Origin of the sequence: Pseudorhodoferax aquiterrae, from assembly GCF_014652235.1 — a bacterium.
In the GTDB taxonomy this organism is placed as follows: domain Bacteria; phylum Pseudomonadota; class Gammaproteobacteria; order Burkholderiales; family Burkholderiaceae_C; genus Pseudorhodoferax; species Pseudorhodoferax aquiterrae.
Genome location: NZ_BMYK01000028.1, coordinates 21443 through 45675, shown reverse-complemented (window position 1 = coordinate 45675; position 24233 = coordinate 21443). Strand labels below are relative to the sequence as shown.

The following is a 24233-nucleotide window of genomic DNA, read 5'->3' as shown; positions in this document are numbered from 1 at the left end:
TGAATTTGTATCCGTGCGCATCAAAGTTGATGCGCAGCACGCACTTTCACAGTAGATTTCTCAGCAGTTGCTGAAAACTATTTGAAATGCGTGCCCCGGCGTTGCGCGTGGGGACCCGCGGAAAGGGCATCTATGGCGCATCCTGGGAGGGACCTCGCACGCGGCCTGAGGGTCGACGGCCGGTGCGGCTGATGCACACCAGCCGCTGGCTCGCCGGCGCAGCACTGCTGTTCGCACTGGGGGTGCAGGCGCCGGTGCATGCCCAGGGCACGGTGGTCAACACCGCCACGATCACGCCACCGGCGGGGGTCAACGAACCCGATTGCGGCCTGCCCGGCCCCACCGATTGCGCTGGCGACAACACCAGCACGGTGTCCGCCCCGGTTTGGGTCGATGCGGTCGCCAAGAGCGCCGAGCCAGCCAGCGGCACTTCGGTGCGGCGCGGCCAGACCGTCACTTACACGCTGACCGTGGCCGTGGCCAACGCCGCCACCACGGCGCCCATCGTTCTGCAGGATCAGCTCAGCGCCGGCCTGGTGTTCGGCGAGGTTCTGAGCGCCGGGCTCTTCAATGCGGGCGGCAGCGGCAACACGCGCAGCTTCACGTTGCCGGCCGGCACGCCGGTGGGCACGCATGCGCTGCGCTACACGGCCACGGTGGTCGCGGCCAGCGGCACGGTGGCCAACACGGTGACGGCCACCGGCTGCACGGCCGGCAACTGCAGCACCATCCACCCCATCGGCGGCGTGACCGTGGCCAAGCTGCTCACCAGCGAGAGCGGCACCCAGGCGGGCCTCGCGGAATTCGCCGAGACGCTGGGCTACACCATCACGGTCACCAATGCCGATGCCCAGCCGGCCAGCAACTACCGCTTCAACGAGAACGTGCCGGCGGGCGCCACGCTGGTCGGCGTGGAAGGCGCCGCGGGCTTCGCCGGCCCGGTGGCGGGCCCGGCCACCGTGCCGCTGGCGGTGGCCCAGGTGCCGGCGGGCGGCACGGCCACGGTGGCCGTGCGCTTTCGCATCGCCGATGCGCCGCCCGCGGGCCAGACCGAGATCGTCAACCGCATCGACGGCGGCAACGTCGACAGCGCGCTGTGCGGCGCGCGCTGCGTCGTCACCACGCCGCTGGAGCAGCCCACCGCCATGCGCATCGTCAAGAGCGTGGCCGTGCGCGAGGCGCGCATCGGCGACCTGGTGCGCTACACCCTGCGCGTGGCCAATGCCGGCGCCATCGACATCGTGGACGGCCGCATCCTCGACACGCCGCCGCCCGGCTTCAGCTATGTGGCGGGCTCCATGGCCGTGGCCGACCGCGACGGCGCCTTCACGCTGGGCAGCGCGCAGACGCCCCTGCAGATCGGCGGCCTGGACATCGCCACCGGCCAGGAGGCCGTCATCAGCTACCTGCTGCGCGTGGGCGCCGGCGTGCGCCAGGGCGTGCACCGCAACCAGGCGCAGGCGGTGGACCGGCGCGGCTGGCCGATCTCCAACACCGCGACGGCGCAGGTCACGGTGGTGGCCGACCCGCTGCTGGACGAATCGCTGATCCTGGGCACGGTGTTCGACGACCGCGACGGCGACGGCTGGCAGGACCCGGCCAGCCTGACCGCCGTGCGCGTGCAGGGCGGCTTCGCGCCCGAGGCCTACATCGCCGGCTCGACCGAGATCGACCGCGGCCAGGGCTTCGTGCCCGTGCCCGATGCCAGCGCGCCGCTGCTGCACGGCATCACGCTGGGCCGCATTGCGGGCCGCCAGTCCGAGGCCGACGCGCCCGAGAACCACCAACTCGTGCTGCGCCAGCGCCTGCGCGCCCTGGCGTTCCGCGACGACTTCGTGCTGCACAGCGCCCAGGGCCTGCGGCTGCACATGGACGCCGCCGGCCGCACCCGCATCGAGCGCGAGGGCGACGCTGCCAAGGGCCTGAACGGCGCACTGCCCGAGGTGCGCCGCGAGGTCGCGCTGGGCGAGGGCGGCTACGTGGTGGACTATGTGGTGCGCAACCTGGGCGTGGACGAGCGCGGCATCGCCGGCGTGCGCATCGCCTCGGCCGAGGGCCTGCTCATGGAGACGGATGCCTACGGCCGCTACCACCTGCTGGGCATCTCGGGCGGCACGCAGGGCTTCGGCCGCAACTTCGTGCTCAAGGTGGACCCGTCCACGCTGCCGGCCGGGGCCGAACTCAGCACGCCCAACCCGCTGGTGCGCCGCATCACGCCGGGCCTGCCGGTGCGCTTCGACTTCGGCGTGCGCCTGCCCGTGCAGCGCGTGGGCGGCCAGGCGTTGCCTGTCGACATCCTGCTCGGCGAGGCCTTGTTCGAGACCGGCCAGGCCGGCCTGAACCCGGCCCACAGCGCGGCGCTGGAAACGCTGGCCCAGCAACTGCAGGGCGCCGGCAGCGGCGGCATGCTGGTGCTGGATGTGCGCGGCGACGCCGCGCTGGCCCTGGCGCGCGCCCATGCCGTGCGCAGTGCACTGGTGCCGCGCCTGCTGCCGGCCAGCGCCCGCGCGCTGCGCGTGGTGCTGCGTGCGCCGGGCGGGGCGCTGGCAACCCAGCTGCAGGGGGGCGTGCTGCTGGGCACGGCGCTGTTCGACACCGGCCAGGCCACGCTGCGGCCGGCCGCCGGCCCGCTGTTGCGCCAGCTGGCCCAGCAGCTGCAGCGCGATGGCGGCGGCCGCGTGCTGATCGCGCAGGACGCCGGTGCGCCGGCCGCGCTGGCCCTGGCCCGTGCCGGCGCCGTGCAAACCGCCCTCCAGACCGCACTGCCCGAAGCGCTGCGCCAACGCGTGCAGTTCGCGCCCGACATGGCGGCACAGCCGACCGGAGTGCAGCCATGACGCGCCGCCTGCTGGGCTGTGCCCTGTTCTCCATCGCCTCGGTCGGCGCGCCGGATGCCTGGGCCCAGGTGCTGCGGTCCGCGGCACCGGCCACCCCCGCGGCCAGCGCCGCACCCGGCTGCGGGCCCGAGGGCTGCAGCACCTCCGACGGCAGCCCGCTGTTCCAGCTGCAGCCGCGCGGCGCGCCGGACGCGCAGCCTCTGCCGCCGGCACCGGCCGGGCGCGCGGCCACAGCCACAGGCCTGTCGCTGCTGCTGCCGAACGGCGGCATCGTCTGGGCCACCGAAGACCCGGCGCTGGGCCAGCCCGAACTCAGCGTCTCCGGACCGGCCGAGGTGGCCTTCGAGAACGGCCGCCTCACGCGCGCCGTGCCGTTCTACCTGCGCAGCAACTACCCGGCCTTCATCCGCCGGCTGGAGCTGACGGTTTACCGCGCCAGCGACACCGCCTACACCGAACCGCTGGCGGTGCTGCCCATGCCGGTGGCGGCGGTGGCCCAGGTCCAGTGGAGCGGCGCGCCGGCCTCGCGCTTTCCGCTGCGCACGGGCGATGAGCTGGTCTACGTGCTACGCGCCTACGGTGCGGATGGCGCCGTGGACGAGACACTGCCGCGCAGCCTGCGTCTGGCCCGGCCCGAGGACGTGGAGCGCAGCGACAGCCGGCTGCGCGCGGCCACCGAGCGCAGCCTGGGTGCGGCCCTGAGCCTGGAACAGGCCCAGGCCCAGCGCCTGGTGGACAGCGTGTTCGCCAGCAACGACCTGCGCCAGCAGAACATCGCGCTCTACGGTTCGCGCATCCGCATCCAGGGGCGCAACCTGCCCGAGGGCGCGGCGCTGGAGATCAACGGCCAGGGCTACCCGACCGATCTGGAACGCAAGTTCGTGGCCGAGTTCCTCTCGCCCGTGGGCCTGCACCGCTTCGACCTCACGGTGCGTGCGCCGGGCCAGGCGCCGCTGCGGCATGTGCTGGAGGTGGATGTCACGGGCAAGCACCTGTTCGGCGTGGGCATCGCCGACCTCACGGTGTTCCAGAACCAAGCCAGCGGCCCGGGCCGCGAACTGGCGCTGAACGGCCGCGAGCGCAGCGTGCTCGGCAACGGCCGGCTGGCCTTCTACGGCAAGGCCAAGATAGCCGGCACCTACCTCGTGACGGCCCAGGCCGACACGCAGGAGCGCGACGTGCGCCGGCTGTTCTCGGGCTTCGGCAGGGCCGATCCGCAGGACATCTTCCGCCGGCTCGACCCCGACCTGTACTACCCGACCTACGGCGACGACTCCACCACCGTGCGCGATGTGGACACCCAGGGCCGGCTCTACCTGCGCGTGGACTGGGACAAGAACCAGGCCCTGTGGGGCAACTACCAGACCGGCTTCACGGGCACGGCCTACGGCCAGTACATCCGCTCGCTGTACGGCGCGGCCGCCAAGTGGCGCTCCACCGGCACCAATCCCTGGGGCGAGGCGAAGACCCAAATGCGCGCCTTCGCCTCGGAGGCGCAGACCGCACCGGGCCACAGCGAGTTCCTGGGCACGGGCGGCAGCCTGTACTACCTGCGCCATACCGACATCCTGCCGGGCTCCGAAGTGGTGGTGGTCGAGCAGCGCAACCGCAGCACCGGCCGCGTGGAGAGCCGACGCCAGCTGCTGCGCGGCACCGACTACGAGATGAACGACCTGCAGGGCCGCATCGTGCTGCTGCGCGCCTTGCTCCAACTCGTGGACGACGGGCTGCAGGGCATCACGCGCGACACGCCGCTGGCGGGGCTGGAGCAGCACCTGGTGGTGGACTACGAGTGGATTCCCACGGGTTTCGACAGCGGCAACCTGGCGGCCGGCCTGCGCGGCAAGCAGTGGCTGGGCGACCACGTGGCCGTGGGCGCGACCTATGTCGACGAGCGCCGCGCCGGCCAGGATTACCAGCTGCGCGGCGCCGATGTGACGCTGCAAGCCGGGCGCGGCACCACGCTGCGGCTGGAGCGCAGCAACAGCCAGGCCACCGGCGCGTCGGTGTTCGTCTCCAGCAACGGCGGCCTGAGCTTCGCGCAGCGCAACTCCGGGCTGGGCCCGCGCGCCGGCCACGCCACGCTGGCCGAGGCCAGGGCCAGCCTGCAGGAACTCGGCTGGACCGAGCGCAACTGGACGTTGGGCGCCTGGTGGCGGCGCGTGGACGCCGGTTTCTCGGCGTCCAACGAAGACTACGGCGTGGACCGGCTCGAAGTCGGCGTGGAAGTGCGTGGCCAGGTCAGCGACACGCTGGAGATCCTGGCCCAGCACAGCCGCGCCACGCGCGGCGCCGAGGCGCTGGATCAGACCCGTTTGACCGCGCAATGGCGCCCGACCGAGGACGACACCGTGACCGGCGAGCTGCGCCGCATCACGCAGGAGCGTTTGAGCGGCACTGCCGAAGGCACGCTGGGTGCGGTGAAGTACGCGCGCCGCGTGACGCCGCAGCTGGAGCTCTACGGCATTGCCCAGCAGACGCTGGACGACGACGGCGGGCGCTACCCCGACAACGACGCCGCCACCGTGGGCGCGCGCTACCGCTTCGACAACCTCTCGGTGCTGGGCGGCGAGATCACGCGCGGCGACCGCGGCAACGCGGCCCAACTCAGCGGCGAATACCGGCTCAACGCCGACCACCAGCTGTACGGCAGGGTCACCCACGCCACCGACACCAGCGACTTCGATTCGCTGTTCAACAACCGCCTGCAAAGCGGCTGGACGCTGGGCCAGCGCTGGCGTCTGGGCGAGCGCAGCAACCTGTACAACGAGAGCCAGTACCTCAAGGAGCCGGCGGCGAACGGACTGGTCCACACCTTCGGCATGGACTTCTATCCCGCCGTGGGCTGGAGCACGGGCTTCACGCTGCAGAAGGGCGATCTGGAATCCAGCGCCGGCACCGTGCACCGGCGCGCCGTGAGCGTGAGTGCGGGCCGCGTTTCGCCGATCACCGAGTGGTCGAGCAAGCTCGAATGGCGCGAGGACACCGGCGCCGAGCGCCGCCGCCAGTGGGTCAGCACCAACCGGATCAACCACAAGCTCGACGAGGACTGGCGCGTGTCGGCGCGGCTGAACTACTCCCGTACGCGGGACGAGATCGATGCCCTGGCCGGTGCCAGGTTCGCCGAGGCCGGTGTGGGCTTCGCCTGGCGGCCGCACGACGACGCACGCTACGCGCTGCTGGGCCGCTACACCTACCTCTACGACCTGCTCTCGCTGGGCCAGATCGGCAACACCGATTACGACCAGCGCGCGCACGTGGTCTCGCTGGAGGGCATCTACAAATACGACCACCAGTGGGAGTTCGCCGCCAAGCTGGCCAACCGCGAGGGCGCTGCGCGTGCGGGCCGCGGCACCGGCCCCTGGTTCGACTCCAGCACGCGCTTCGCCGCCGTGCAGGCGCGCTACACGCTGCCGCAGCGGTGGCACGCGCTGGCCGAGTACCGTTGGCTGGGGGTGAAGGACGGCGGCACGCGCCAGGGCTGGCTGCTCGGCATCGACCGCGACATCACCAAGAACCTGCGCCTGGGCGTGGGCTACAACTTCACCGACTTCAGCGACGACCTGACGCGCTTCGGCTGGCGCTACCGCGGCTGGTACATCAATCTGGTGGGAACGTACTGAACATGAACCACATCCGTCTCGCGGGCCGCCTGCTGGCATGGCTGGCCCTGTTGCTGGCGATCGCGCTGGGCTGCGGCCGTGCCGCCCATGGTCAAACCACCAACTGGGTCGGCCTGGCCGGCGGCAATCCCGGACTGACAAACGACGGCGAGACCCGCAACCTCACCTGGTTGTGGGCCCCGGGCGGCGCCGCCATCCGTGGCACGGTGGACATCACACGCACCGGTGCTGGCGTGCACTATGTGTTCGGCGAAAGCCATCTGGACACCATCGTGGGCGGGGACGGCGGCAGTGCGGAATACGACAACAGCCCCTATGCGCTGTCACTGGGTGGCGTCGCGGGCATGCGCCATTTCGGCTCCGCAGGGGAGGGGAATCGCGCGCCCGACGACGTACCGGGGGGGGCCGTATCCACGACCGTCATCGATTTCCGTTTCGATGGCAGCGTCACGGCGCCCGACGACACCATCATCTCGCTGTTCGACCCCGGCGCCACTGACGTCGACGTGGATGGCGTGGTCATGAGAGGCCCCTTCGTCTACCGTCTCACCGCCTTCTACCGCGGCGTGCCCGTCGACACCAGCAGTTGGACGGTGCGTGTGGAAGACGCCTACCTGCCGGCCGGCACTCCCTCCAGCTGGAGCTGGGATGCGCCCACGGGCACCTACCGGCTGCAGCGCTACCCGTCCTCGACGGGAAGCTACAACTACCCCGACACGCTGGTGTTCATCGACACCCGGGAGAGCACCTTCGATCGCCTGGTGCTCACCGTGACCGGACTGGCGCGCGACTCCATGGCCGTGGGCATCGGCTCGGCCAACCGGCCCAAGCTGCCGATCACGCTGGATGCCGCCTGGACCAATGCGACGGCGGCCGACGCGGTCGATCTGGCCATCGTGGGCGCGGGCGCCGAGGACGCCACGGCGGGCCGGTCCGTGGCGCCGGCCAGCAGCACGGCGGCCATTGCCAATGGCCTGCCGGGCCAGCTGATCACGATCCGCGAAACCTTCACGCGTGGCGAGGCGGCCAGCTACACCATCACCTGGTCCTGCCGAAGGCTGTCGGACAACGCCGTCTTTGCCAGCGGCACGGGCGGGACCGGCAGCTTCACGATGCCGACCGACACCGGCGTGGCCTGCAGCTTCAATCATGCCGGACATGCCGCACTGAGCCTGGCCAAGCGCTTGCCCTTCGGCCGGCGCAACGCGACTGACCAGTTCAGCCTGGCCATCGTCGGGCCCGGCGCACCGACGCCTGTCACAACCACGGGCATCGGTACCACCGTCAGCGGCAGCCTGGGCCTGGCCACGGCCACGGTGGACAGCGCCTACGCGCTCAGCGAGACCCCGGCGGGCAGCACCGTCATGGGCGAGTACGCGAGCGGCTGGTCCTGTGCCAACACGCGGGCCGGCGGGCAGACGCCGTTCGGCGACGGCACCGCCTTCTCGGTGACCCTGGCGGCTGGCGACAACCTCAGCTGCACGTTCAGCAACAGCGTGCGCCCGGCCGCCGACCTGCGTGTGCGCAAGACGGTGGCGCCGGCCGGCGGCGGCCGCCCCGGCGCGGTGCTGGGCTACACCCTGGTGGCCGAGAACCTGGGCCCGGATCCGGCCAACGGCGCGCTGCTGCGCGACATGCCGGGCGCGGGCCTGGACTGCAGCATGCCGAGCAGCGTGGCCGCGTGCACGGGCACGGGCGGCGCGGCCTGCGCGGCGCCCACGGTGCCGGTGGCCAGCCTGCTGGGCACGGGCGTGGCCATCGCGAGCTTTCCGGTCGGCGGGCAGGTCACGCTCACGCTGCAGTGCACGGTCACCGCGACGGGCACGCCCTGAGCCGGGTCAAGCGGCGGCGCCCTGCCGCAAGGTGGCCAGGCCGATGCCGGCCGCGTCGAAGCCGCCATCCACGGCCAGCAGCTGGCCGTTGACGTAGCTGGCGGCCGGGCTGCACAGAAAGCCCACGGCCTCGGCGATTTCCTCGGGTGTGCCGTAGCGCTCCAGCGGGATCACGTCGTGGTAGTCCTTGCGGATGGCCGGGCTGTGCACCTGCTTGGCCATCTCGGTGTCCACCGGGCCGGGCGCCACGCAGTTCACGCGGATGCCCAGGGTGCCCAGTTCGGTGGCCTGCTGTTTCGTCAGCTGGATCAGCGCGGCCTTGCTGGTGCCGTAGGCCACGCGCAGCGTGCTGGCGCGCAGGCCCGAGATCGAGGCGATGTTGACGATGGCGCCGCCGCCGGCCGCCCGCATGTGCGGCACGCAGGCCTGGCTGCACAGGAAGGGGCCGTCCAGGTTCACGGCCAGCACGCGGCGCCAGTCGTCGAAGCCGGTCTCGCCGATGGGCTTGAAGATGGCGATGCCGGCGTTGTTGACGAGCGCGTCGATGCGGCCGAAGGTGGCGGCCACGCGGTCGACCGCGGCCTGCACCTGGGCCGGGTCGGACACGTCGCAGGGCAGGCCCAGCACCGCGTCCGGCGCCGCCAGCTCCGCGACGGTGCGCTGCAGGGCCTCGGCCGCGATGTCCAGCAGGGCCACGCGCTGGCCGCGCGCGAGGAACCAGCGCGCCACGGCCAGGCCGATGCCGCGGGCGCCGCCCGTGACGATCGCGACGGGCGGGGTGGGGTTGGAGGAGGTCGAGGGGTGCATGGCTTGTCTCTTGTGGTGGTGGGCGTGCTTATACCCCGCTGGCCATAGAATGAGAACAACTCTCAATATCAAGCCATGCACGCACCTGCCACCACCCGTTCGCATCTGCTGGCGCGCATCGGCGCGGCCGTCCTGGGCGGCTACGCCTTCGCCTGGGGCTTGGTCGCGCTGGGCATGGCGGGCCTGTTCGCGCTGGGCATGCCGTTCCATGACGCCGAGCACCTGACCGCCATGCTCGCCATGCTGGTCTACCTCGTGGCCTTCCTGTGGGCCTTCGCGGCGCGCAGCCTGCCGCGTGTGTGGGGGGTGCTGGCCGGGGGCGGGGCGCTCATGGCGGGCGCGGCCACGCTGCTGCAAACCGCGCTCTTGCGCTGAACCCGGACTGAAAGGACCACCGATGTTTCCGAACTTCCGCCTCACCATGGCCTGGCTGCACACCTGGTTCGGCTTGGTGCTGGGCTTCGTGCTGATGGTCGTGTTCTTCTTCGGCGCGCTGTCGGTGTTCGACCGCGAGATCGACCGCTGGGCCATCCCGTCCTCGCGCTTCGCGCCGCAGCCCATGCCGTCCTACGACCGCATGCTGCGCCCGATCTTCGACGCCATGCAGCCGACCGCCGAGAGCGTGGACCTCATGCGCGACCGCGTGAACGGCCCCATGCCGGCGCGCTTCGACACCGTGCAGCGGCTGGGCGCCTACACCACGCACCGCGACCCGGTGCTGGGCATCTTCGCGGGCTTCGAGGTGCCCAACGCCAAGGACCCGGAGGAGCTGATCTGGGCCCTGCGCACCATCGACCCGCGCAGCGGCGCCGCACTGCCGGACGACCGGCTCAAGATCGGCAGCCAGTTCTTCTATCCGCTGCATTACAGCCTGACGCTGAACTGGATGAACCTGGGCACCTGGATCGTCGGCTTCGCCGCGCTCATGATGCTGGCCGCACTGGTCAGCGGCGTGGTGATGCACAGGAAGATCTTCCGCGAGTTCTTCACCTTCAGGCCGAAGAAGGCCACGCAGCGCAGCGCGCTGGACCTGCACAACATGACGGGCGTGGTGGCCTTGCCCTTCCACTTCTTCTTCGCGTTCACGGGGCTCGTGATCTTCGCGGGCGTGTACTTCCCGGTCGGCCACACGCAGCTGAATCCGCTGCACGAGCTGCACGAGAAGCTCGAGGCCGAGGAAACCGGCCTGCCGCACAAGCGCGCGGGCCTGGCCGCGCCGCTGGCCTCGGTCGACGCCATGGTGGCCGAGGCCCAGCGCCGCTGGCGCGCCAAGGGCATGGCGGGCGAGGTCGGTTTTCTCGCTCTGCAGCATGTGGGCGATGCCAACGGCTATGTGAGCGTCTACCGCGCCGGCACCGACCGCATCGCCCTGGTGGGCGAGGGCATCCACTTCAAGGCATCGACCGGCGAACTGCTGCGCGAGGACCCGCCGCAAAGCGCGGTGGACAGCGTCAACGAGTTCCTGACCGGGCTGCACCTGCAGCACTTTCGCCACTGGCTGCTGCGCTGGTTCTACGTGCTGGGCGGGCTGGCGGGCTGCGTCTGCATCGCCACCGGCTTCGTGTTCTTCGTCGAGAAGCGCAAGAAGCAGCATGCCAGGCAGGGCATCCAGGGCGTGCGCCTGGTCGATGCGCTGGCCGTGACCACGGTGACGGGCATGCTGGTCGCGGCGCTGGGCATGCTGATCGCCAACCGCCTGCTGCCCGACAGCCTGCCGCCCGGCTGGCCCGGCCGCGGCGACCTGGAGCGCTACGCCTTCTGGGCCAGCTGGGCGCTGGCGCTCGCGCATGCGCTGTGGCGCAGCGCGCCCGTGGCCCGGGGCCACAGCAACCCGGCCTGGCGCGAGCAATGCCTGGCCGTGGCGGTGCTCGCGCCGCTGGCCGTGGTGCTGAACTGGCTGACCACGGGCGACCACCTCTGGAAGACATTGGGGGCGGGCTACTGGCCGGTGGCCGGCGTGGACCTGTTCCTGCTGGCCAGCGCTGGCACCGCCGCGTTCGCGGCCCGCAGGCTGCGCCGCCGTGCGCCCGGTCCGGCGACGGGCAGCCGCCCGGTGCGGGAGGCCGCCCATGCGTGATGCCTTGCTGCTGGGGGCCGCCTTGCTGTCCGCGCTGGCCGGCATGGGCTGGCTGGCCCTGGCGATGGACGTGCATTGGGCCCAGGCCTGTGGCGCCACCACGCAGGCGCCCGCGCCGCTGCTGCGCGTGCTGGGCGCGCTGGCGCTCGCGGGCTCGCTGGGTCTGTGCCTGGCGGTGGACCATGCCTCCATGGCCGCACTGGTCTGGGTCATGGCGCAGGCCGCGGCCGCGCTCGTCGTGGCCATGGCGCTGAGCTGGCGGCCGCACTGGCTGCGCCTGCTGGTGCCGGGTGTGCCCAGGGCCTGAACCTGGTGGTGGCACCATACGCACCTGGGCCCGGCGCGGGCCCGCTCTGGATTTCCGCATGACCACGCCTTCCTTCGTTCCTCCGCTGACCCCGCCCGAGCAACTCCTCGCCACCGTGCACCGCCAGGGCTATGCGGTGCTGGCCGCCGCCAGCGTGGCCCATCTGGCCGGCTGCGCGCCCGCTGCGCTGCGCGCGCTGGAACCCTCCTGGTCCGACCTGCCGCCCGATGCCTACCTCAAGGATGGCGGCCGCTACCGGCGCCGCCGCCACGCCAGCTTCATCGCCGAGGCCGGCCAGCTACAGGCCGTGCCGCACCGCGCGCACTGGCAACCCGTGGCCTACAACGCGCTGCACGGCGGCATGGAGCGCTGGTTCGAGCCCATGCTGGCCGCCGACCTCGCGCAGCCCGCCTGGCAACAGCTCGTGCTGGGGCTGGCCGCCCTGTGCAGCCAGCTGCGTGGCGACGCGCAGGCCCGCTGGTACGTGGAGGCACACCAGTTCCGCATCGACACCACCGACGGCATCGGCCGGCCCACGCCCGAGGGTGCGCACCGCGACGGCGTGGATTTCGTGGCCGTGGTGCTGGTCGGCCGCCAGGGCATCAAGGGCGGCGAAACCCGCGTGTTCGAGGCCGAGGGCCCGAACGGTCAGCGCTTCACGCTGACCGAGCCCTGGTCGATGCTGTTCCTGGACGACGCCCGCGTGATCCACGAATCCACGCCGATCCAGCCGCTGGACCAGGGCGGACACCGCGACACGCTGGTGCTGACCTTCCGCACCAAGGGCTTCCAGGACGCGTGAGCCCCCTGGGCACGCAGCTGCGCCCGGGATGGTGCGCTGGAGTGTTCGTCAGTCCTGCGGCACGCCTGGCAGCAGGCGCAGGCCGATGCGGCGGGTCAGTGCCTCGTAGGAGATCGGCCGCTGCACCTGCGCGTCGGCGCTGTTGGGCAGCCAGTGGGCCCAGGCCCGGTTGCCGGCGGCGTCGTAGACCAGCTTGAACATGGCCTCGGGCACCCAGACCTGGCCCGGCCCCAGCCGCGCGGGCCGCGGCCCGAACACCGGGCCCGTGATGACGTAGACATCGCCGCGGGCGCGGCGGATGTACCGGCGCGTGTCCTGCTCGATGCGGTTCCAGGGACCCTGGTTGGCGGCCGGCACCTGCGGCACCATGTTGGCCAGCGAGAAGCTCTGCGCGAAGCCCCGGGCCTCGGTCATGTCGCCGGCCGGCACCACGTGGCCGCGGTCCATGCGTTGGCCACCGGGCAGCGTGGCGCGGTAGTCGTCCAGGGTGGCGCGTTCGGCCCGCGGCAGCCGGGCTTCTTCGTAGAAGGGGTTGCGGCCACGCTTGCGGCGCGGCGCGTCCTCGAAGTCGTGGCGGTCCAGCCGCTCCACGGCATAGACCGGCGTCTTGCTCGTGGCCGAGTAGAGGATGGCGAAACGGTCGAAGCACAGCGGCCGCGTCGCATGCACGAAGCCCGGCGGCAGCTGGGGCACGTGGCCTTGCGGAAACAGGGCCCGGCAGCCGTCGAAGGCGGCCTGTACCGGCAGGCTGGCCAGGGCCAGCCAGGCGGCGGCGAGGCCGGCACGCAGCATCTGGCTCAAAGCACGAATCCGAAGCTGGCGGCCAGTGCACCGAGGCCGGCGCCGCAGGCGGTGAGGGCCCTGGCATCGCGGGAGTTGCCCAGGGCGCGTTCGCGCCAGGCAGCGTGCAACAGGATCAGGGCGACGAGCCCGAGCAGGGCGGTGTAGGCATTCATGGTGGTCCAGGCAACAAGCAAGGGGCAGGGGCGCGCCCGTGGGCGGCCCCGTGCCGTGTGGGTTCAAGGGAGGGTTGCGCGTCCTGGCCTGCGGGCCGGCGCGCGGCGCGTCAGGCGGCCGCTGGTGGCGCGCGGGCGCGGTAGGCCGCGTGCACCGGCGTGCCGATGCGGCCGGGCGTGGCCGGAGCGGGCTGCGCCTGCGGGCCTGCCGGATGCGGGCAGGCTGCGCCGGCTCCGGGCAGCATGTCGTCGGCGGACTGGCTGGGCGTGCGCTGCACGCGCGGGTGTTCCGCCAGTGCGTCGGCGCGGTCGGGCCGTGCGGCGTCGTCGCGCCACTGTGCGGCCGTGAGCGGTCCCTGTGCCGGCGGCGCCACGGGGCTGTGCAGGCTGCCGAACAGCAATTGCAGCAGCAGCCACAGCCCCAGTGTGGTGCGGGCCGCGTTCATGCCTGCCATCGATGGCGTTGCGAGAGCGGCGGCAGGATCAGGAACTCCGAAGGCGCATGGCGGGCGCGATGGTAGGGGCAGCCGCACCGGGTTCCGCCAATTCCCCTGGAACATCCTCCAAATGGGGGAAATCCGGGTCCGCGGGGCTGCGCCGCGCTCGGTGACGACGGGTTACAAGGGGCGCGCCGTCGGGTGGGTGGGGACCTTCCCTCGGTAGGGGAGGGATGCCATGCAGGTCGGAACGGTCGTGCGGCGCGCGCTGGATGCGTCGCGGCACCTGGACAGCGATGCACCGCCGTGGCCGGAGGTGCTGGACGGCCTCGGCGAGTTGCTGGGCGGCGATTCGGCCGCCTACCTTGCCTTCGACAGCACGCAGGGCCTGCTGGCATTCGAGTTCCGCGGCGGCGATGTCGCAGCGCGGCGCGACTATGCGGAGCACTACCACGCGCACGACATCATGAAACCACCGGCGCGCGGTGCGGCTGCAGGCGTCTGGCTCGACAGCGCGCAGTGCTATCCGCTGGCCAGCCTGCAACGCGATGTCTTCTATGCCGACTTCATGTGCAAGCACCGCCTGCGCCAGATCCTGGCGTTCCTGACGGAGGCATCGTCCACGCGTCTGGGCGCCATCAGCGTGCAACGCAGCCGCGTGGACGAACGCATCGGCGAGGTGCTGTGTTCGGGCGCCGTGCGCGCGCTGACGCAGAGCGTGGGGCAGGCGCTGGCGCGTGGCCGGACGCGCGCCGGCCAGGCCTTGGCTGCCGTGGAGGCCGCGCTCGGCGCGTTCGGCGAGGCCGCCGTGCTGGTCACGCGCTCGGGGGCGCTGGCCCATGCGCCCGGTCCGGCGGCGCAGGCCTGGTTCGGCCGCAACGGTGCGCTGGTGCCGCGCAACGGTCGCTTGCTGCACCGCGATCCCGCGCTGCAGGCCAACTGGCTGGCGGCGCTGCACCAGGCGGCCGCCGGCCGCGCTCCGACGCTGGCGCTGCCGGCTGGCCACGGCGCCGCACACCGGCTCGCGCTGGCCGCTGCGCCTGCTGCGCTGGTCAGCGGCAGCGAAGCCCTCGTGCTCGTGCGCATCGCGCCGGACCGCCAGCGCAAGCCGCTGCAGGCCGAGGTCTTGCGCCAGGCGTTCGGGCTGACCGCGGCCGAGGCCGGTGTGCTGGCGTCGCTGGCCGAGGGGCTCACGCCGACCGAGCACGCGGCGCGCCAGGGCGTGGCGATCAGCACCGTGCGCACGCAGATCGCGGTGCTGATGGCCAAGATGGGCTGCTCGCGCCAGGTCGACCTCGTGCGCAAGGCCTGCGCGCTGGCCTGAAGCCTCAGAACATGTGAATGAACCGATCGCGTCCACGACGGGGTGCGGCGGGCCGCAGGCGTAGGCGCGGGCCGCCGCCCGGGCTGGTGCCCGGGCAAGGACCGCAACGCCCGCATGCGGCCTGGCGCGCCCCGGCCCGAAGGGCGAGGCCCCGGGCGCGAGGATCATGATGGAAGCAGGAGCTCATTGGGGGCCTCGCGTGGGTGTGAGCGGTTCGTTCACACGTTCTCAGCGTTCTTCCTGCGGCGCGGCGCCGTCCGCGGTCACGGCCCGCGCTTCCATGCCCAGCGGCAGCAGCTGGATGGTGGTGGACAGGCCGGGCACCTCGCGCATCAGCGCGGCCTCGATCTCGTCGCGCAGCGCAGCCGCGCGGGCCAGGCGCCAGTCGCCGGGCACGTGCAGGTGCAGGTCGGCGAAGCGGCGGTGGCCGGCGCCGCGCGTGGCGACATGGTCGATGCGGATGGCCGAGGCCTGCTCGCGCGCGGCGAAGCCGGCCAGCAGCGCGGCGATGCGGGCCGCGGCCTCGGGCTCGATCGCGCTGTCCATGAGGCCCTGCGAGGACTTCCAGACCAGATGGCCACCTTCGCGCAGGATGTTCAGCGCCACGGCAATGCCCAGCGCCGGGTCCAGCCAGTGCCAGCCCGTGAACACCACGGCCACGAGGCCGACGGCCACGCCGGCCGAGGTCCAGACGTCGGTCATCAGGTGCCGTGCATCGGCCTCCAGCGCCATCGAGCGGTGCGCGCGGGCGCCGCGGAACAGCGCCCAGGCCAGCGCGCCGTTCAGCGCCGCACTGAGCACCGACAGCGCCAGGCCGATGTCCAGCTGCGCCAGCGGCTGGGGTTCGAGCAGGCGCAGCACCGAGGCCCAGACGATGGCCAGCGCCGCGGCCACCACGAGCAGGCCTTCGAAGCCGGCAGAGAAGTACTCGGCCTTGTGGTGGCCGTAGGGGTGGCCGGCGTCGGCCGGCCGCTGCGCGATGTCGACCATCCAGAGCGCGAACAGTGCGCCGGCCAGGTTCACGAAGGACTCCATCGCGTCCGACAAGAGGCCGATGGAGCCGGTCAGCGCCCAGGCCAGCGTCTTGAGCGCGATCGTGACGAGCGCGACGCCGGCCGAGATCTTGAGCAGCGTCTGCGGGCTGGGGCTGGCGGGCATCGGCCGATTGTGGATACCTGGTGGAACTCAGCCGCGCCCGTACAGGCGCGTCAGCATGGCGAGCTGCTCGGCATGCTCGGGCCGCACCATGTCCCAGCCGAAGCGCCAGGCCCAGTGGCCTTCGCCCTCGCCGGGCAGGTTCATGCGGTGTTCGCTGGCCAGGCCCAGCACGTCCTGCAACGGCGCGATGGCCGTGTCGGCCACGCTGGCCCAGGCCAGGCGGATCAGCGCCCAGTGGATGGTGGGCGTCACCTGCTCCACGCCCTGGCCCATGTAGGCCGCGGCCTGGACGCGCTCGGCCGCGCTGGCCGTGGCCCACCAGCCGCGCGTGGTGTCGTTGTCGTGCGTGCCCGTGTAGACCACGGTTGCGGCTTCGTAGTGGTGCGGCAGGTAGGGGTTCTCGGCCTTGCCGTCGAAGGCGAACTGCAGCACGCGCATACCGGGCAGGTCGGCGCCGCGGCGCAGTGCATCCACGTCGGGCGTGATGATGCCCAGGTCCTCCGCGATGATGGGCAGCGGGCCCAGCGCGGACGCGATGGCCTCGAACAGCGCCGCGCCGGGCCCCGTGACCCAGCGGCCGTGGATGGCCGTGGGCTCGCTGGCCGGGATCTCCCAGTGCGCCGCAAAGCCGCGGAAGTGGTCGATGCGCACCACGTCCACGAGCGCGAAGGTGTGGCGGATGCGGGCCGTCCACCAGGCATAGCCCTCGGCCGCGTGCGCGCTCCAGCGGTACAGCGGGTTGCCCCAGCGCTGGCCGGTGGCGCTGAAGTAGTCGGGCGGCACGCCGGCCACCACGCTCAGGCGGCCGTCGGGTTCGAGTTCGAACAGGTCCTGCCGCGCCCAGACCTCGGCGCTCTGGGGCGCGATGAAGATGGGCGCATCGCCGACGATGGACACGCCCTTGGCGTTGGCATAGGCCTTGAGCTGGCGCCATTGCACGAAGAACTGCCATTGCACGAAGCGCCAGAACGCGGTGCGGTCGGCATGCCGGGCGGCCGCCTCGGCCAGCGCGGCGGGGTCGCGGCGCGCCAGCGGCGCGGGCCAGTCGGCCCAGTCCAGGCCGGGGTGGGCCTCGCTGAGCGCCATGAAGAGGGCGTAGTCCTCCAGCCAGGCCGCGTGCTCGGCGCAGAAGGTCTCGTGCGCGGCGCGCTGGGCCGGTGTGGCATCGCTGGCGAAGGCCTGCGCGGCCTGGGCCAGCAGTTCCATGCGCCAGGGCACCATGGTGGCGAAATCGATGCGCAGCGCGTCGAAGGCCGGTGGCCGCGCCAGCGCCGCAGCGGGCAGCCAGCCCTGGTCCGCCAGTGCCGCGAGATCGACCAGCAGCACATTGCCGGCAAAGGCCGAGGGGCTCATGTAGGGCGAGTTGCCGGGGCCCACGCCCCCGAGCGGCAGGATCTGCCAGAGCTTCTGGCCGGCCGTGGCCAGCCAATCGACAAAGTGGTAGGCGGCGGGGCCGAGGTCCCCGGCGCCGTGCGGGCCGGGCAGGGAGGTGGGGTGCAGCAGGATGCCGCTGGCGCGGGGCAGTCGCATGGTCAGTCGATCTTGATGTTGGCGCCTTCTGCCGCGAGCAGGGACAGACTCAGCGCCGGCAGCTTGTAGGCCTGCTCGCCCTGGTCGTACCAGCGCGAATGGCCTTGGGCATGGGTGGTGTCGAGCCAGCATCGGCAGACGCCGGCCGGTAGCAGGAAGTCGGCATCGGCGCGGCTGCCGTTGACCAGCAGCAGCAGCGGCGCCCTGGCGCGGCCGGGCTTGCCGATCAGGCAGCCGAGCACGCGCTGGCCGGCGTCCTGCCAGGGCGCGCCCGTCAGCAGGCTGCCGTCGGCCTGCAGCCAGGTCAGGTCGTGCAGGCCCAGCGGATCGGACAGGCCGCTGTACCAGTGGCCGCCGAAGGGCAGGGCCTGGCGGCGCAGGGCCAGCACGCGGGCGGTGAAGGCGGTGAGGTCGGCATCGGCCTTCGCCCAATCGATCCAGGTGGTGGCGTTGTCCTGGCAATAAGGGTTGTTGTTGCCGCCCTGGCTGTGGCCCAGCTCGTCGCCGGCGGCCAGCATGGGCGTGCCCTGGGCCAGTAGCGCCGTGGCCAGCAGCACCCGCTGCAGTTTGGCGCGCAGGGCCAGCACCTGCGGATCGCTGCTCGAGCCCTCGACGCCGCAGTTGAAACTCAGGTTGTGGCCATGGCCGTCGCGGTTGTGCTCGCCGTTGGCTTGGTTGTGGCGCTGGTCGTAGGCCACCAGGTCGGCCAGCGTGAAACCGTCGTGCGAAACCACGTAGTTGACGGACTCGCCGGGCACGCGGTTGCGCGGCTGGTACAGGTCGGAGGAGCCGCACAGGCGCAGCGCGAATTCGCCCCGGTCGGCGGCCGGGCGGCCCGCGGCGGCCTGCGTCCAGAAGCCGCGCATGCTGTCGCGGAACTTGTCGTTCCACTCGATCCAGCCGCGCGGAAAGCCGCCGACCTGGTAGCCGCCCGGGCCGATGTCCCAGGGCTCGGCGATCATCTTGACGCGCGAGAGCACCGGATCCTGCGCCACGGCCGTGAAGAACGGCCCGCCGCGCTCGAAGCCCGCGTCGCCGCGGCCCAGCACGGGCGCGAGGTCGAAGCGAAAGCCATCCACGTGCATTTGCGTGACCCAGTAGCGCAGGCTGTCCATCACGAGCTGCAGCACGCGCGGCTCGCGGATGTCCAGCGTGTTGCCGCAGCCCGTGTGGTTTTCGTAGAGGGCCTTGTGCTCGGGCGGCAGACGGTAGTAAAGCGCGTTGTCCAGCCCGCGGAAGGACAGCGTGGGCCCGGTCTCGTCGGTCTCCGCCGTGTGGTTGTAGACCACGTCCAGCAGCACCTCGATGCCGGCCGCGTGCAGGGCGGCCACCATGGCGCGGAACTCGGCGCGCTGGGCGGCACCGCCCTGGCTGCTGGCCAGGCGCGGCGAGGGGCAGAAGAAGCCCAGCGTGTTGTAGCCCCAGTAGTTGGTGAGGCCCATGTTCACGAGCCGCTGCTCGTCCAGCGCGTAGTGCACGGGCAGGAGGCTCACGGCCGTGATGCCGAGCTGCTTCAGATGCGCGACCGAGGCCGGATGCGCCAGGCCCGCATAGCTGCCGCGCAGCGCCTCGGGCACGGCGGCATTGCTGGCCGAAAAGCCCTTGACGTGGACTTCGTAGAGCACGCTGTCCACGAGCGGCGTGCGCGGCGGCTCGTCGCCGGCCCAGTCGTGGTCGTCGTGCACCACGCGGGCCTTGAGCGCCCAGGCCGCGTTGTCGGCCTGGTCCATGTGCAGCGGATGGCGCAGATCGGCACCGAAGTGCTCGTCGCGCCAGGCGAAGTCGCCGACGATCTCGCGCGCGTACGGGTCCAGCAGCAGCTTGAACGGGTTGAAGCGGTGGCCGCGCTCGGGCCGCCAGGGGCCATGCGCTCGCAGGCCGTAGACCAGGCCGGGCAGGGCGCCCGGCAGGTAGCCGTGCCAGACGTCGTTGCTGCGGCCGGGCAGCGCGATGCGCGCGGTCTCCGTCTGGCCGGCTGCATCGAACAGGCACAGCTCCATGGCCTGGGCGTGCTCGGAGACGATGGCGAAGTTCACGCCCTTGCCGTCGAAGCTGGCCCCCAGCGGCCAGGGCTGGCCGGTGTGGAGCGCGGCCTGCTTCACGGTGTCCACTCCAGGAACACGGTGGCCAGCGGCGGCAGGGTCAGCAGCACGGAGTGCGTGCGCCCGTGCGAGGGGATGGGTTCGGTGCCGGCCACGCCCCAGGGCGTGCCCGCGTTGCTGCCGCCGTAGTGCACGGAATCGGTGTTGAGCCGTTCGTGCCAGCGCCCCGGCCGCGGCACGCCGAGCCGCCAGTCGCGCCGCACCACGGGCGTGAGGTTGCACACCACCAGCATGGTCTGGCCTTCCTCGCGGCCATGGCGCACGAAGGCGAAGATGCTGTGCTGGGCATCGTCGGCCTCGATCCATTCGAAGCCGGCGGGCCGGCTGTCCTGCGCGTGCAGGGCCGGATGGTGGCGCAGCACGCGGTTGAGGTCGCGCACCAGCGTCTGCACGCCGGCGTGCAGGCCGTCGCCGAGCAGGTGCCAGTCCAGGCTGGCCTCGTGGTTCCACTCGCGCGCCTGGCCGAACTCGCAGCCCATGAACAGCAGTTTCTTGCCCGGGTGCGCCCACATGTAGCCGTACAGCGCGCGCAGGTTGGCGAACTGCTGCCAGCGGTCGCCCGGCATGCGCGTGAGCAGCGAGCCCTTGCCGTGCACCACCTCGTCATGCGAGAAGGGCAGCACGAACTGTTCGCTGTAGGCATACACCATGCTGAAGGTCAGCTCGTGGTGGTGGTGGCGCCGGTGCACGGGTTCGCGGCCGAAGTAGCGCAGCGTGTCGTGCATCCAGCCCATGTTCCACTTGTAGTGAAAGCCCAGGCCGCCCGCGAAGGTCGGGCGCGAGACACCCAGGAAGGAGGTCGACTCCTCGGCCACGGTGGTGGCCTCGGGCCGCTCGGCGCCGACCACCTCGTTCATGCGCTTCAGGAAGTCGATGGCCTCCAGGTTCTCGCGGCCGCCGTGGCGGTTGGGGATCCACTCGCCGTCCTTGCGGCTGTAGTCGCGGTACAGCATGGAGGCCACGGCGTCCACGCGCAGGCCGTCCACGCCGTGGCGCTCGAGCCAGTACAGCGCGTTGCCGACCAGGAAGTTGCGCACCTCCGTGCGGCCGAAGTTGTAGATCAGCGTGTTCCAGTCCTGGTGGAAGCCTTCACGCGGGTCGGCATGCTCGTACAGCGCCGTGCCGTCGAAGCGGGCCAGGCCGTGCGCGTCGCTCGGGAAATGCGCGGGCACCCAGTCCAGCAGCACGCCCAGGCCCTGGGCATGGGCGCGGGCGACGAAGCGCGTGAAGCCGGCCGGATCGCCGAAGCGCGAGGTCGGCGCATACAGGCCGATGGGCTGGTAGCCCCAGGAGCCGTCGAAGGGGTGCTCGCTGATCGGCAGCAGCTCCAGGTGGGTGAAGCCCATGTCCACCGCATAGGGGATCAGCTCGGCCGCGAACTCGTCCCAGTCGAGCCAGCGGTTGCCTTCCTCGGGCTTGCGGCGCCAGCTGGCCAGATGCACCTCGTAGATGCTGATGGGTGCGTCGATCGCGTTGGCGGCTTCGCGCTCGGCGCTGGCCGGCACCCGCGCGGGCAGCAGGGCGACCTGGCTCGCGGTGTCCGGCCGCAGCTGGGCGGCCAGCGCGTAGGGGTCGGCCTTGAGCGGCAGCAGCTGGCCTTGCGCGTCCTCGAGTTCGAACTTGTAGAGCGCGCCCGGCCCGACACCGGGCACGAAGGCCTCCCACAGGCCGGCGCTGGGCCGGGCCCGCATGGGGTGGGCGCGGCCGTCCCAGGCGTTGAAGTCGCCGACCACGCTCACGCGCCTGGCGTTCGGCGCCCACACGGCGAAGCGCGTGCCCGTGACGCCATCCCGCGTGAACGCATGCGCGCCCAGCACTTCGTAGGGCCGCAGGTGCGTGCCCTCGGCCAGCAGCCACAGGTCGGTGTCGGAGATCAGGAAATCGTTCTGGGCTGGACTGGGCGGCGGCAGGGTCATGGTTTCGGTTCGATGCGCCAGATCTGGCGGGCGTATTCCCGGATCGTACGGTCTGAGGAGAACACCCCCATGCCGGCCACGTTGGCGATGGCGCGCTGGCACCACGCCGCGGGCTGGCGGTACAGCGCGTCGACCTCGCGCTGCGTGGCCACGTAGCTGGCGTAGTCGGCCAGCAGCATGTAGTGGTCGCCGCCCCACAGCAGCGCATCGACGAGGCCGCGGTAGCGCCCCGGCTCCTCGGGCGAGAACTGGCCGCCCGTGATCGCGTCCAGCACGGCCTTCAGGTCGGGCTGGCCCTCGTAGTGGCGCATGGGCTGGTAGCCGCTCGCGCGCAGGGCCTGCACCTCGGGTGTCTTGAGGCCGAAGATGAAGATGTTGGCATCGCCCACCGCCTCGCGGATCTCGATGTTGGCGCCGTCGTCGGTGCCGATGGTCAGCGCGCCGTTGAGCGCCAGCTTCATGTTGCCGGTGCCCGAGGCCTCGGTGCCGGCGGTGGAGATCTGCTCGGACAGGTCGGCGCCCGGCATGATGGTCTCGGCCACCGAGACGCCGTAGTTCGGGATGAAGACCAGCTTGAGCAGGTCGCCCACGCGCGGGTCGTTGTTGATCACGCGGCCGGCGTCGTGGATCAGCCGGATGATCTGCTTGGCCATGTGGTAGCTGGACGCGGCCTTGCCCGCGAACAGCACCACGCGCGGCACCCAGCCCTGGCCGTCCGGGCCCTTGGGGTTGGCGAGGATGGCCTGGTAGCGGCCGATCACGTGCAGCACGTTGAGCAGCTGGCGCTTGTACTCGTGGATGCGCTTGACCTGCACGTCGAACAGCGCGTCGGGATTGACCTGCACGCCGGTCGTGCGGGCGATGAGGGCGGCCAGGCGTGCCTTGTTGGCGCGCTTGACCTCCATGAACTCGGTGCGCACCTCGGGGTTGGCCGCCAGCGGCGCGAGCTTGTGCAGCTCGTCCAGGTCGCGCCGCCAGCCATGGCCGATGTGGCGGTCCAGCAGGCTCGAGAGCCCGGGGTTGGCCTGCGCCAGCCAGCGCCGCGGCGTGACGCCGTTGGTCATGTTGGTGAAGCGCTCGGGCCACAGCGCGGCGAAGTCCGCGAAGATGGTCTGCACGAGCAGGTCGGAGTGCAGCTTGGAGACGCCGTTGACCTTGTGGCTGCCGACGATGGACAGGTGGGCCATGCGCACGCGGCGCTCACCGGCCTCGTCGATCAGCGACAGCCGCGACAAAAAGCCGTTGTCGCCGGGCCGGAACTGGGCCGCGAAGTCCAGGAATTCCTTGTTGATGCGGAAGATGATCTCCAGGTGCCGCGGCAGCACGTGCTGCATGAGGCCCACGGGCCAGGTCTCCAGCGCCTCGGGCATCAGCGTGTGGTTGGTGTAGCTGAAGGTGCGGCGGCAGATCGCCCAGGCCGGCGTCCAGTCCATGCCGTGCTCGTCCACGAGCACGCGCATGAGTTCGGCCACGCCGATGGCCGGGTGCGTGTCGTTGAGGTGGATGGCGACCTGGTCGGCCAGGTTGGACAAGGTGCCGTGCTCGTCCAGGTGGCGCTTGACCATGTCCTGGATCGAGGCGGCGACGAAGAAGTACTCCTGCTTCAGGCGCAGCTCGCGGCCGGCCGGCGTGCTGTCGTTGGGGTAGAGCACCCAGGAGATGTTCTCGTACTCGTTCTTGGCCGTGGCGGCGCGCTGGTAGTCGCCGGTGTTGAAGGCGTTGAGGTCGATGTGCGCCGGCGCCGTGGCCTTCCACAGGCGCAGCGTGCTGACCTTCTTGGTGCCATGGCCCGGGATCACGAGGTCGTAGGCCTTGGCCGCCACCTCGCCGGCCGGGCGCCAGACGGCCTTGCCGTCCACATGCTCGACCCAGCCGCCGAAACGCACCGGGTAGCTCAGCTCCCAGCGCGGGAACTCCCAGGGCGTGCCGTCGGCCAGCCAGGGATCGGGATGCTCGACCTGGGCACCGTTCTGGATCTCCTGCGCGAACATGCCGTACTCGTAGCGGATGCCGTAGCCGAAGGAGGGCAGGCCCAGCGAGGCCATGGAATCGAGGAAGCAGGCGGCCAGCCGGCCCAGGCCGCCGTTGCCGAGTGCGGCATCGGGCTCGTGGTCGGCCACCTCCTCCATGGCCTTGGCATGCGCGCCCAGGGCCTCGGCCGCGCCGTCGTTCTGGCCCAGCGCCGCGAGCGCGTTGGACAGCGTGCGGCCGATCAGGAACTCCATCGACAGGTAATAGACCCGCCGCGCGCGCGCGCCGCGGTCGGCCGCCTGGGTCTGCACCCAGCGCTGCGCCAGTTCGGCGCGCGCGGCCTGCGCGACCGCGTGCATGAGTTCGGTGGCGCTGGCCGCGGCCGGGGCCACGCCCACGGTGTGCAGCAGATGCTCCTCGGTGCGGGCGGCGAAGCTGTGGGGGGAGGGGGTGGGGCTCATGGCGTTCCTTTTCTTGTCCCGTGCTCGGTGGCGGATGAGGCTGGCGCGAACTAGCAGGGTCCATGCCAGACAAGGGCTGATTTCTTGCATGGC

The 24233-nt window shown here is 71.7% G+C and carries 17 protein-coding genes; 8 read left to right on the top strand and 9 right to left on the bottom strand.

Features of this window, described 5'->3' with window-relative positions:
- Nucleotides 1-191 precede the first annotated feature (191 nt).
- Genes IE209_RS27855 through IE209_RS27845 form a run of 3 tightly spaced genes read left to right on the top strand, consistent with a single transcriptional unit; the run spans nucleotide 192 to nucleotide 8292 of the window.
- Nucleotides 192-2837 (top strand): DUF11 domain-containing protein, encoded by a 2646-nt coding sequence (locus IE209_RS27855; protein ID WP_189690144.1) that lies wholly within the window; start codon nucleotides 192-194, stop codon nucleotides 2835-2837.
- Entirely contained in the window at nucleotides 2834-6460 is a 3627-nt protein-coding gene (locus tag IE209_RS27850; RefSeq protein ID WP_189690143.1) for a hypothetical protein, read from the top strand. Before IE209_RS27855 ends, IE209_RS27850 begins: the two co-directional genes overlap by 4 nt.
- A 2-nt stretch (nucleotides 6461-6462) precedes the next feature.
- Nucleotides 6463-8292, top strand: coding sequence for a DUF11 domain-containing protein (locus IE209_RS27845; protein WP_189690142.1), 1830 nt, complete (start codon nucleotides 6463-6465; stop codon nucleotides 8290-8292).
- A 6-nt stretch (nucleotides 8293-8298) separates the two neighbouring features.
- Here IE209_RS27845 and IE209_RS27840 read toward each other — a convergent pair whose 3' ends face one another.
- Nucleotides 8299-9099: an SDR family NAD(P)-dependent oxidoreductase gene (locus IE209_RS27840; RefSeq protein WP_189690141.1), complete on the bottom strand. Its 801-nt coding sequence runs from the start codon at nucleotides 9097-9099 to the stop codon at nucleotides 8299-8301.
- Nucleotides 9100-9174: 75 nt separating this feature from the next.
- Between IE209_RS27840 and IE209_RS27835 the strand changes: the two genes are divergently transcribed.
- The 4 genes from IE209_RS27835 to IE209_RS27820 are packed head-to-tail and all read left to right on the top strand — an operon-like array spanning nucleotide 9175 to nucleotide 12285.
- Nucleotides 9175-9474, top strand: a complete 300-nt coding sequence (locus tag IE209_RS27835) for an iron uptake protein (protein WP_189690140.1) — start codon at nucleotides 9175-9177, stop codon at nucleotides 9472-9474.
- A gap of 22 nt (nucleotides 9475-9496) precedes the next feature.
- Nucleotides 9497-11176 (top strand): PepSY-associated TM helix domain-containing protein, encoded by a 1680-nt coding sequence (locus IE209_RS27830; protein ID WP_189690139.1) that lies wholly within the window; start codon nucleotides 9497-9499, stop codon nucleotides 11174-11176.
- The gene (locus IE209_RS27825; protein ID WP_189690138.1) at nucleotides 11169-11483 is read left to right on the top strand and encodes a DUF3325 family protein; all 315 of its coding nucleotides are present in this window, start codon (nucleotides 11169-11171) and stop codon (nucleotides 11481-11483) included. The genes IE209_RS27830 and IE209_RS27825 overlap by 8 nt, the downstream gene beginning before the upstream one ends.
- A gap of 58 nt (nucleotides 11484-11541) precedes the next feature.
- Nucleotides 11542-12285 (top strand): 2OG-Fe dioxygenase family protein, encoded by a 744-nt coding sequence (locus IE209_RS27820; RefSeq protein ID WP_189690137.1) that lies wholly within the window; start codon nucleotides 11542-11544, stop codon nucleotides 12283-12285.
- 48 nt (nucleotides 12286-12333) lie between these two features.
- On the opposite strand, the gene IE209_RS27815 is transcribed toward IE209_RS27820, so the two are convergent.
- The 3 genes from IE209_RS27815 to IE209_RS27805 all read right to left on the bottom strand — a co-directional run bounded on the left by IE209_RS27815 (nucleotide 12334) and on the right by IE209_RS27805 (nucleotide 13687).
- Entirely contained in the window at nucleotides 12334-13077 is a 744-nt protein-coding gene (locus IE209_RS27815; RefSeq protein ID WP_229883092.1) for a DNA/RNA non-specific endonuclease, read from the bottom strand.
- A gap of 5 nt (nucleotides 13078-13082) precedes the next feature.
- Nucleotides 13083-13241, bottom strand: a complete 159-nt coding sequence (locus IE209_RS27810; protein WP_189690135.1) for a hypothetical protein — start codon at nucleotides 13239-13241, stop codon at nucleotides 13083-13085.
- A gap of 110 nt (nucleotides 13242-13351) precedes the next feature.
- Nucleotides 13352-13687, bottom strand: a complete 336-nt coding sequence (locus tag IE209_RS27805; protein ID WP_189690134.1) for a hypothetical protein — start codon at nucleotides 13685-13687, stop codon at nucleotides 13352-13354.
- Nucleotides 13688-13916: 229 nt separating this feature from the next.
- On the opposite strand from IE209_RS27805, the gene IE209_RS27800 reads away from it, so the two are divergent.
- Complete coding sequence (locus tag IE209_RS27800; protein WP_189690133.1) at nucleotides 13917-15002, top strand: helix-turn-helix transcriptional regulator; 1086 nt, start codon at nucleotides 13917-13919, stop codon at nucleotides 15000-15002.
- Nucleotides 15003-15230: 228 nt separating this feature from the next.
- On the opposite strand, the gene IE209_RS27795 is transcribed toward IE209_RS27800, so the two are convergent.
- Genes IE209_RS27795 through IE209_RS27775 form a run of 5 tightly spaced genes read right to left on the bottom strand, consistent with a single transcriptional unit; the run spans nucleotide 15231 to nucleotide 24140 of the window.
- Nucleotides 15231-16160: a cation diffusion facilitator family transporter gene (locus IE209_RS27795; protein WP_189690132.1), complete on the bottom strand. Its 930-nt coding sequence runs from the start codon at nucleotides 16158-16160 to the stop codon at nucleotides 15231-15233.
- A 27-nt stretch (nucleotides 16161-16187) separates the two neighbouring features.
- Nucleotides 16188-17690 (bottom strand): 4-alpha-glucanotransferase, encoded by a 1503-nt coding sequence (malQ, locus tag IE209_RS27790; RefSeq protein WP_189690179.1) that lies wholly within the window; start codon nucleotides 17688-17690, stop codon nucleotides 16188-16190.
- A 2-nt stretch (nucleotides 17691-17692) separates the two neighbouring features.
- Nucleotides 17693-19792, bottom strand: coding sequence for a glycogen debranching protein GlgX (gene glgX / locus IE209_RS27785; RefSeq protein ID WP_189690131.1), 2100 nt, complete (start codon nucleotides 19790-19792; stop codon nucleotides 17693-17695).
- The gene (gene glgB, locus IE209_RS27780; protein ID WP_189690130.1) at nucleotides 19789-21708 is read right to left on the bottom strand and encodes a 1,4-alpha-glucan branching protein GlgB; all 1920 of its coding nucleotides are present in this window, start codon (nucleotides 21706-21708) and stop codon (nucleotides 19789-19791) included. Before glgB ends, glgX begins: the two co-directional genes overlap by 4 nt.
- Complete coding sequence (locus tag IE209_RS27775; RefSeq protein WP_189690129.1) at nucleotides 21705-24140, bottom strand: glycogen/starch/alpha-glucan phosphorylase; 2436 nt, start codon at nucleotides 24138-24140, stop codon at nucleotides 21705-21707. Before IE209_RS27775 ends, glgB begins: the two co-directional genes overlap by 4 nt.
- Nucleotides 24141-24233: the final 93 nt, after the last annotated feature.

Coding starts and splice junctions, on each gene's coding strand:
- IE209_RS27855 (WP_189690144.1), top strand. CDS start 192: ATGCACACCAGCCGCTGGCTCGCCGGCGCAGCACTGCTGTTCGCACTG.
- IE209_RS27850 (WP_189690143.1), top strand. CDS start 2,834: ATGACGCGCCGCCTGCTGGGCTGTGCCCTGTTCTCCATCGCCTCGGTC.
- IE209_RS27845 (WP_189690142.1), top strand. CDS start 6,463: ATGAACCACATCCGTCTCGCGGGCCGCCTGCTGGCATGGCTGGCCCTG.
- IE209_RS27840 (WP_189690141.1), bottom strand. CDS start 9,099: ATGCACCCCTCGACCTCCTCCAACCCCACCCCGCCCGTCGCGATCGTC.
- IE209_RS27835 (WP_189690140.1), top strand. CDS start 9,175: ATGCACGCACCTGCCACCACCCGTTCGCATCTGCTGGCGCGCATCGGC.
- IE209_RS27830 (WP_189690139.1), top strand. CDS start 9,497: ATGTTTCCGAACTTCCGCCTCACCATGGCCTGGCTGCACACCTGGTTC.
- IE209_RS27825 (WP_189690138.1), top strand. CDS start 11,169: ATGCGTGATGCCTTGCTGCTGGGGGCCGCCTTGCTGTCCGCGCTGGCC.
- IE209_RS27820 (WP_189690137.1), top strand. CDS start 11,542: ATGACCACGCCTTCCTTCGTTCCTCCGCTGACCCCGCCCGAGCAACTC.
- IE209_RS27815 (WP_229883092.1), bottom strand. CDS start 13,077: ATGCTGCGTGCCGGCCTCGCCGCCGCCTGGCTGGCCCTGGCCAGCCTG.
- IE209_RS27810 (WP_189690135.1), bottom strand. CDS start 13,241: ATGAATGCCTACACCGCCCTGCTCGGGCTCGTCGCCCTGATCCTGTTG.
- IE209_RS27805 (WP_189690134.1), bottom strand. CDS start 13,687: ATGAACGCGGCCCGCACCACACTGGGGCTGTGGCTGCTGCTGCAATTG.
- IE209_RS27800 (WP_189690133.1), top strand. CDS start 13,917: ATGCAGGTCGGAACGGTCGTGCGGCGCGCGCTGGATGCGTCGCGGCAC.
- IE209_RS27795 (WP_189690132.1), bottom strand. CDS start 16,160: ATGCCCGCCAGCCCCAGCCCGCAGACGCTGCTCAAGATCTCGGCCGGC.
- malQ (WP_189690179.1), bottom strand. CDS start 17,690: ATGCGACTGCCCCGCGCCAGCGGCATCCTGCTGCACCCCACCTCCCTG.
- glgB (WP_189690130.1), bottom strand. CDS start 21,708: ATGACCCTGCCGCCGCCCAGTCCAGCCCAGAACGATTTCCTGATCTCC.
- IE209_RS27775 (WP_189690129.1), bottom strand. CDS start 24,140: ATGAGCCCCACCCCCTCCCCCCACAGCTTCGCCGCCCGCACCGAGGAG.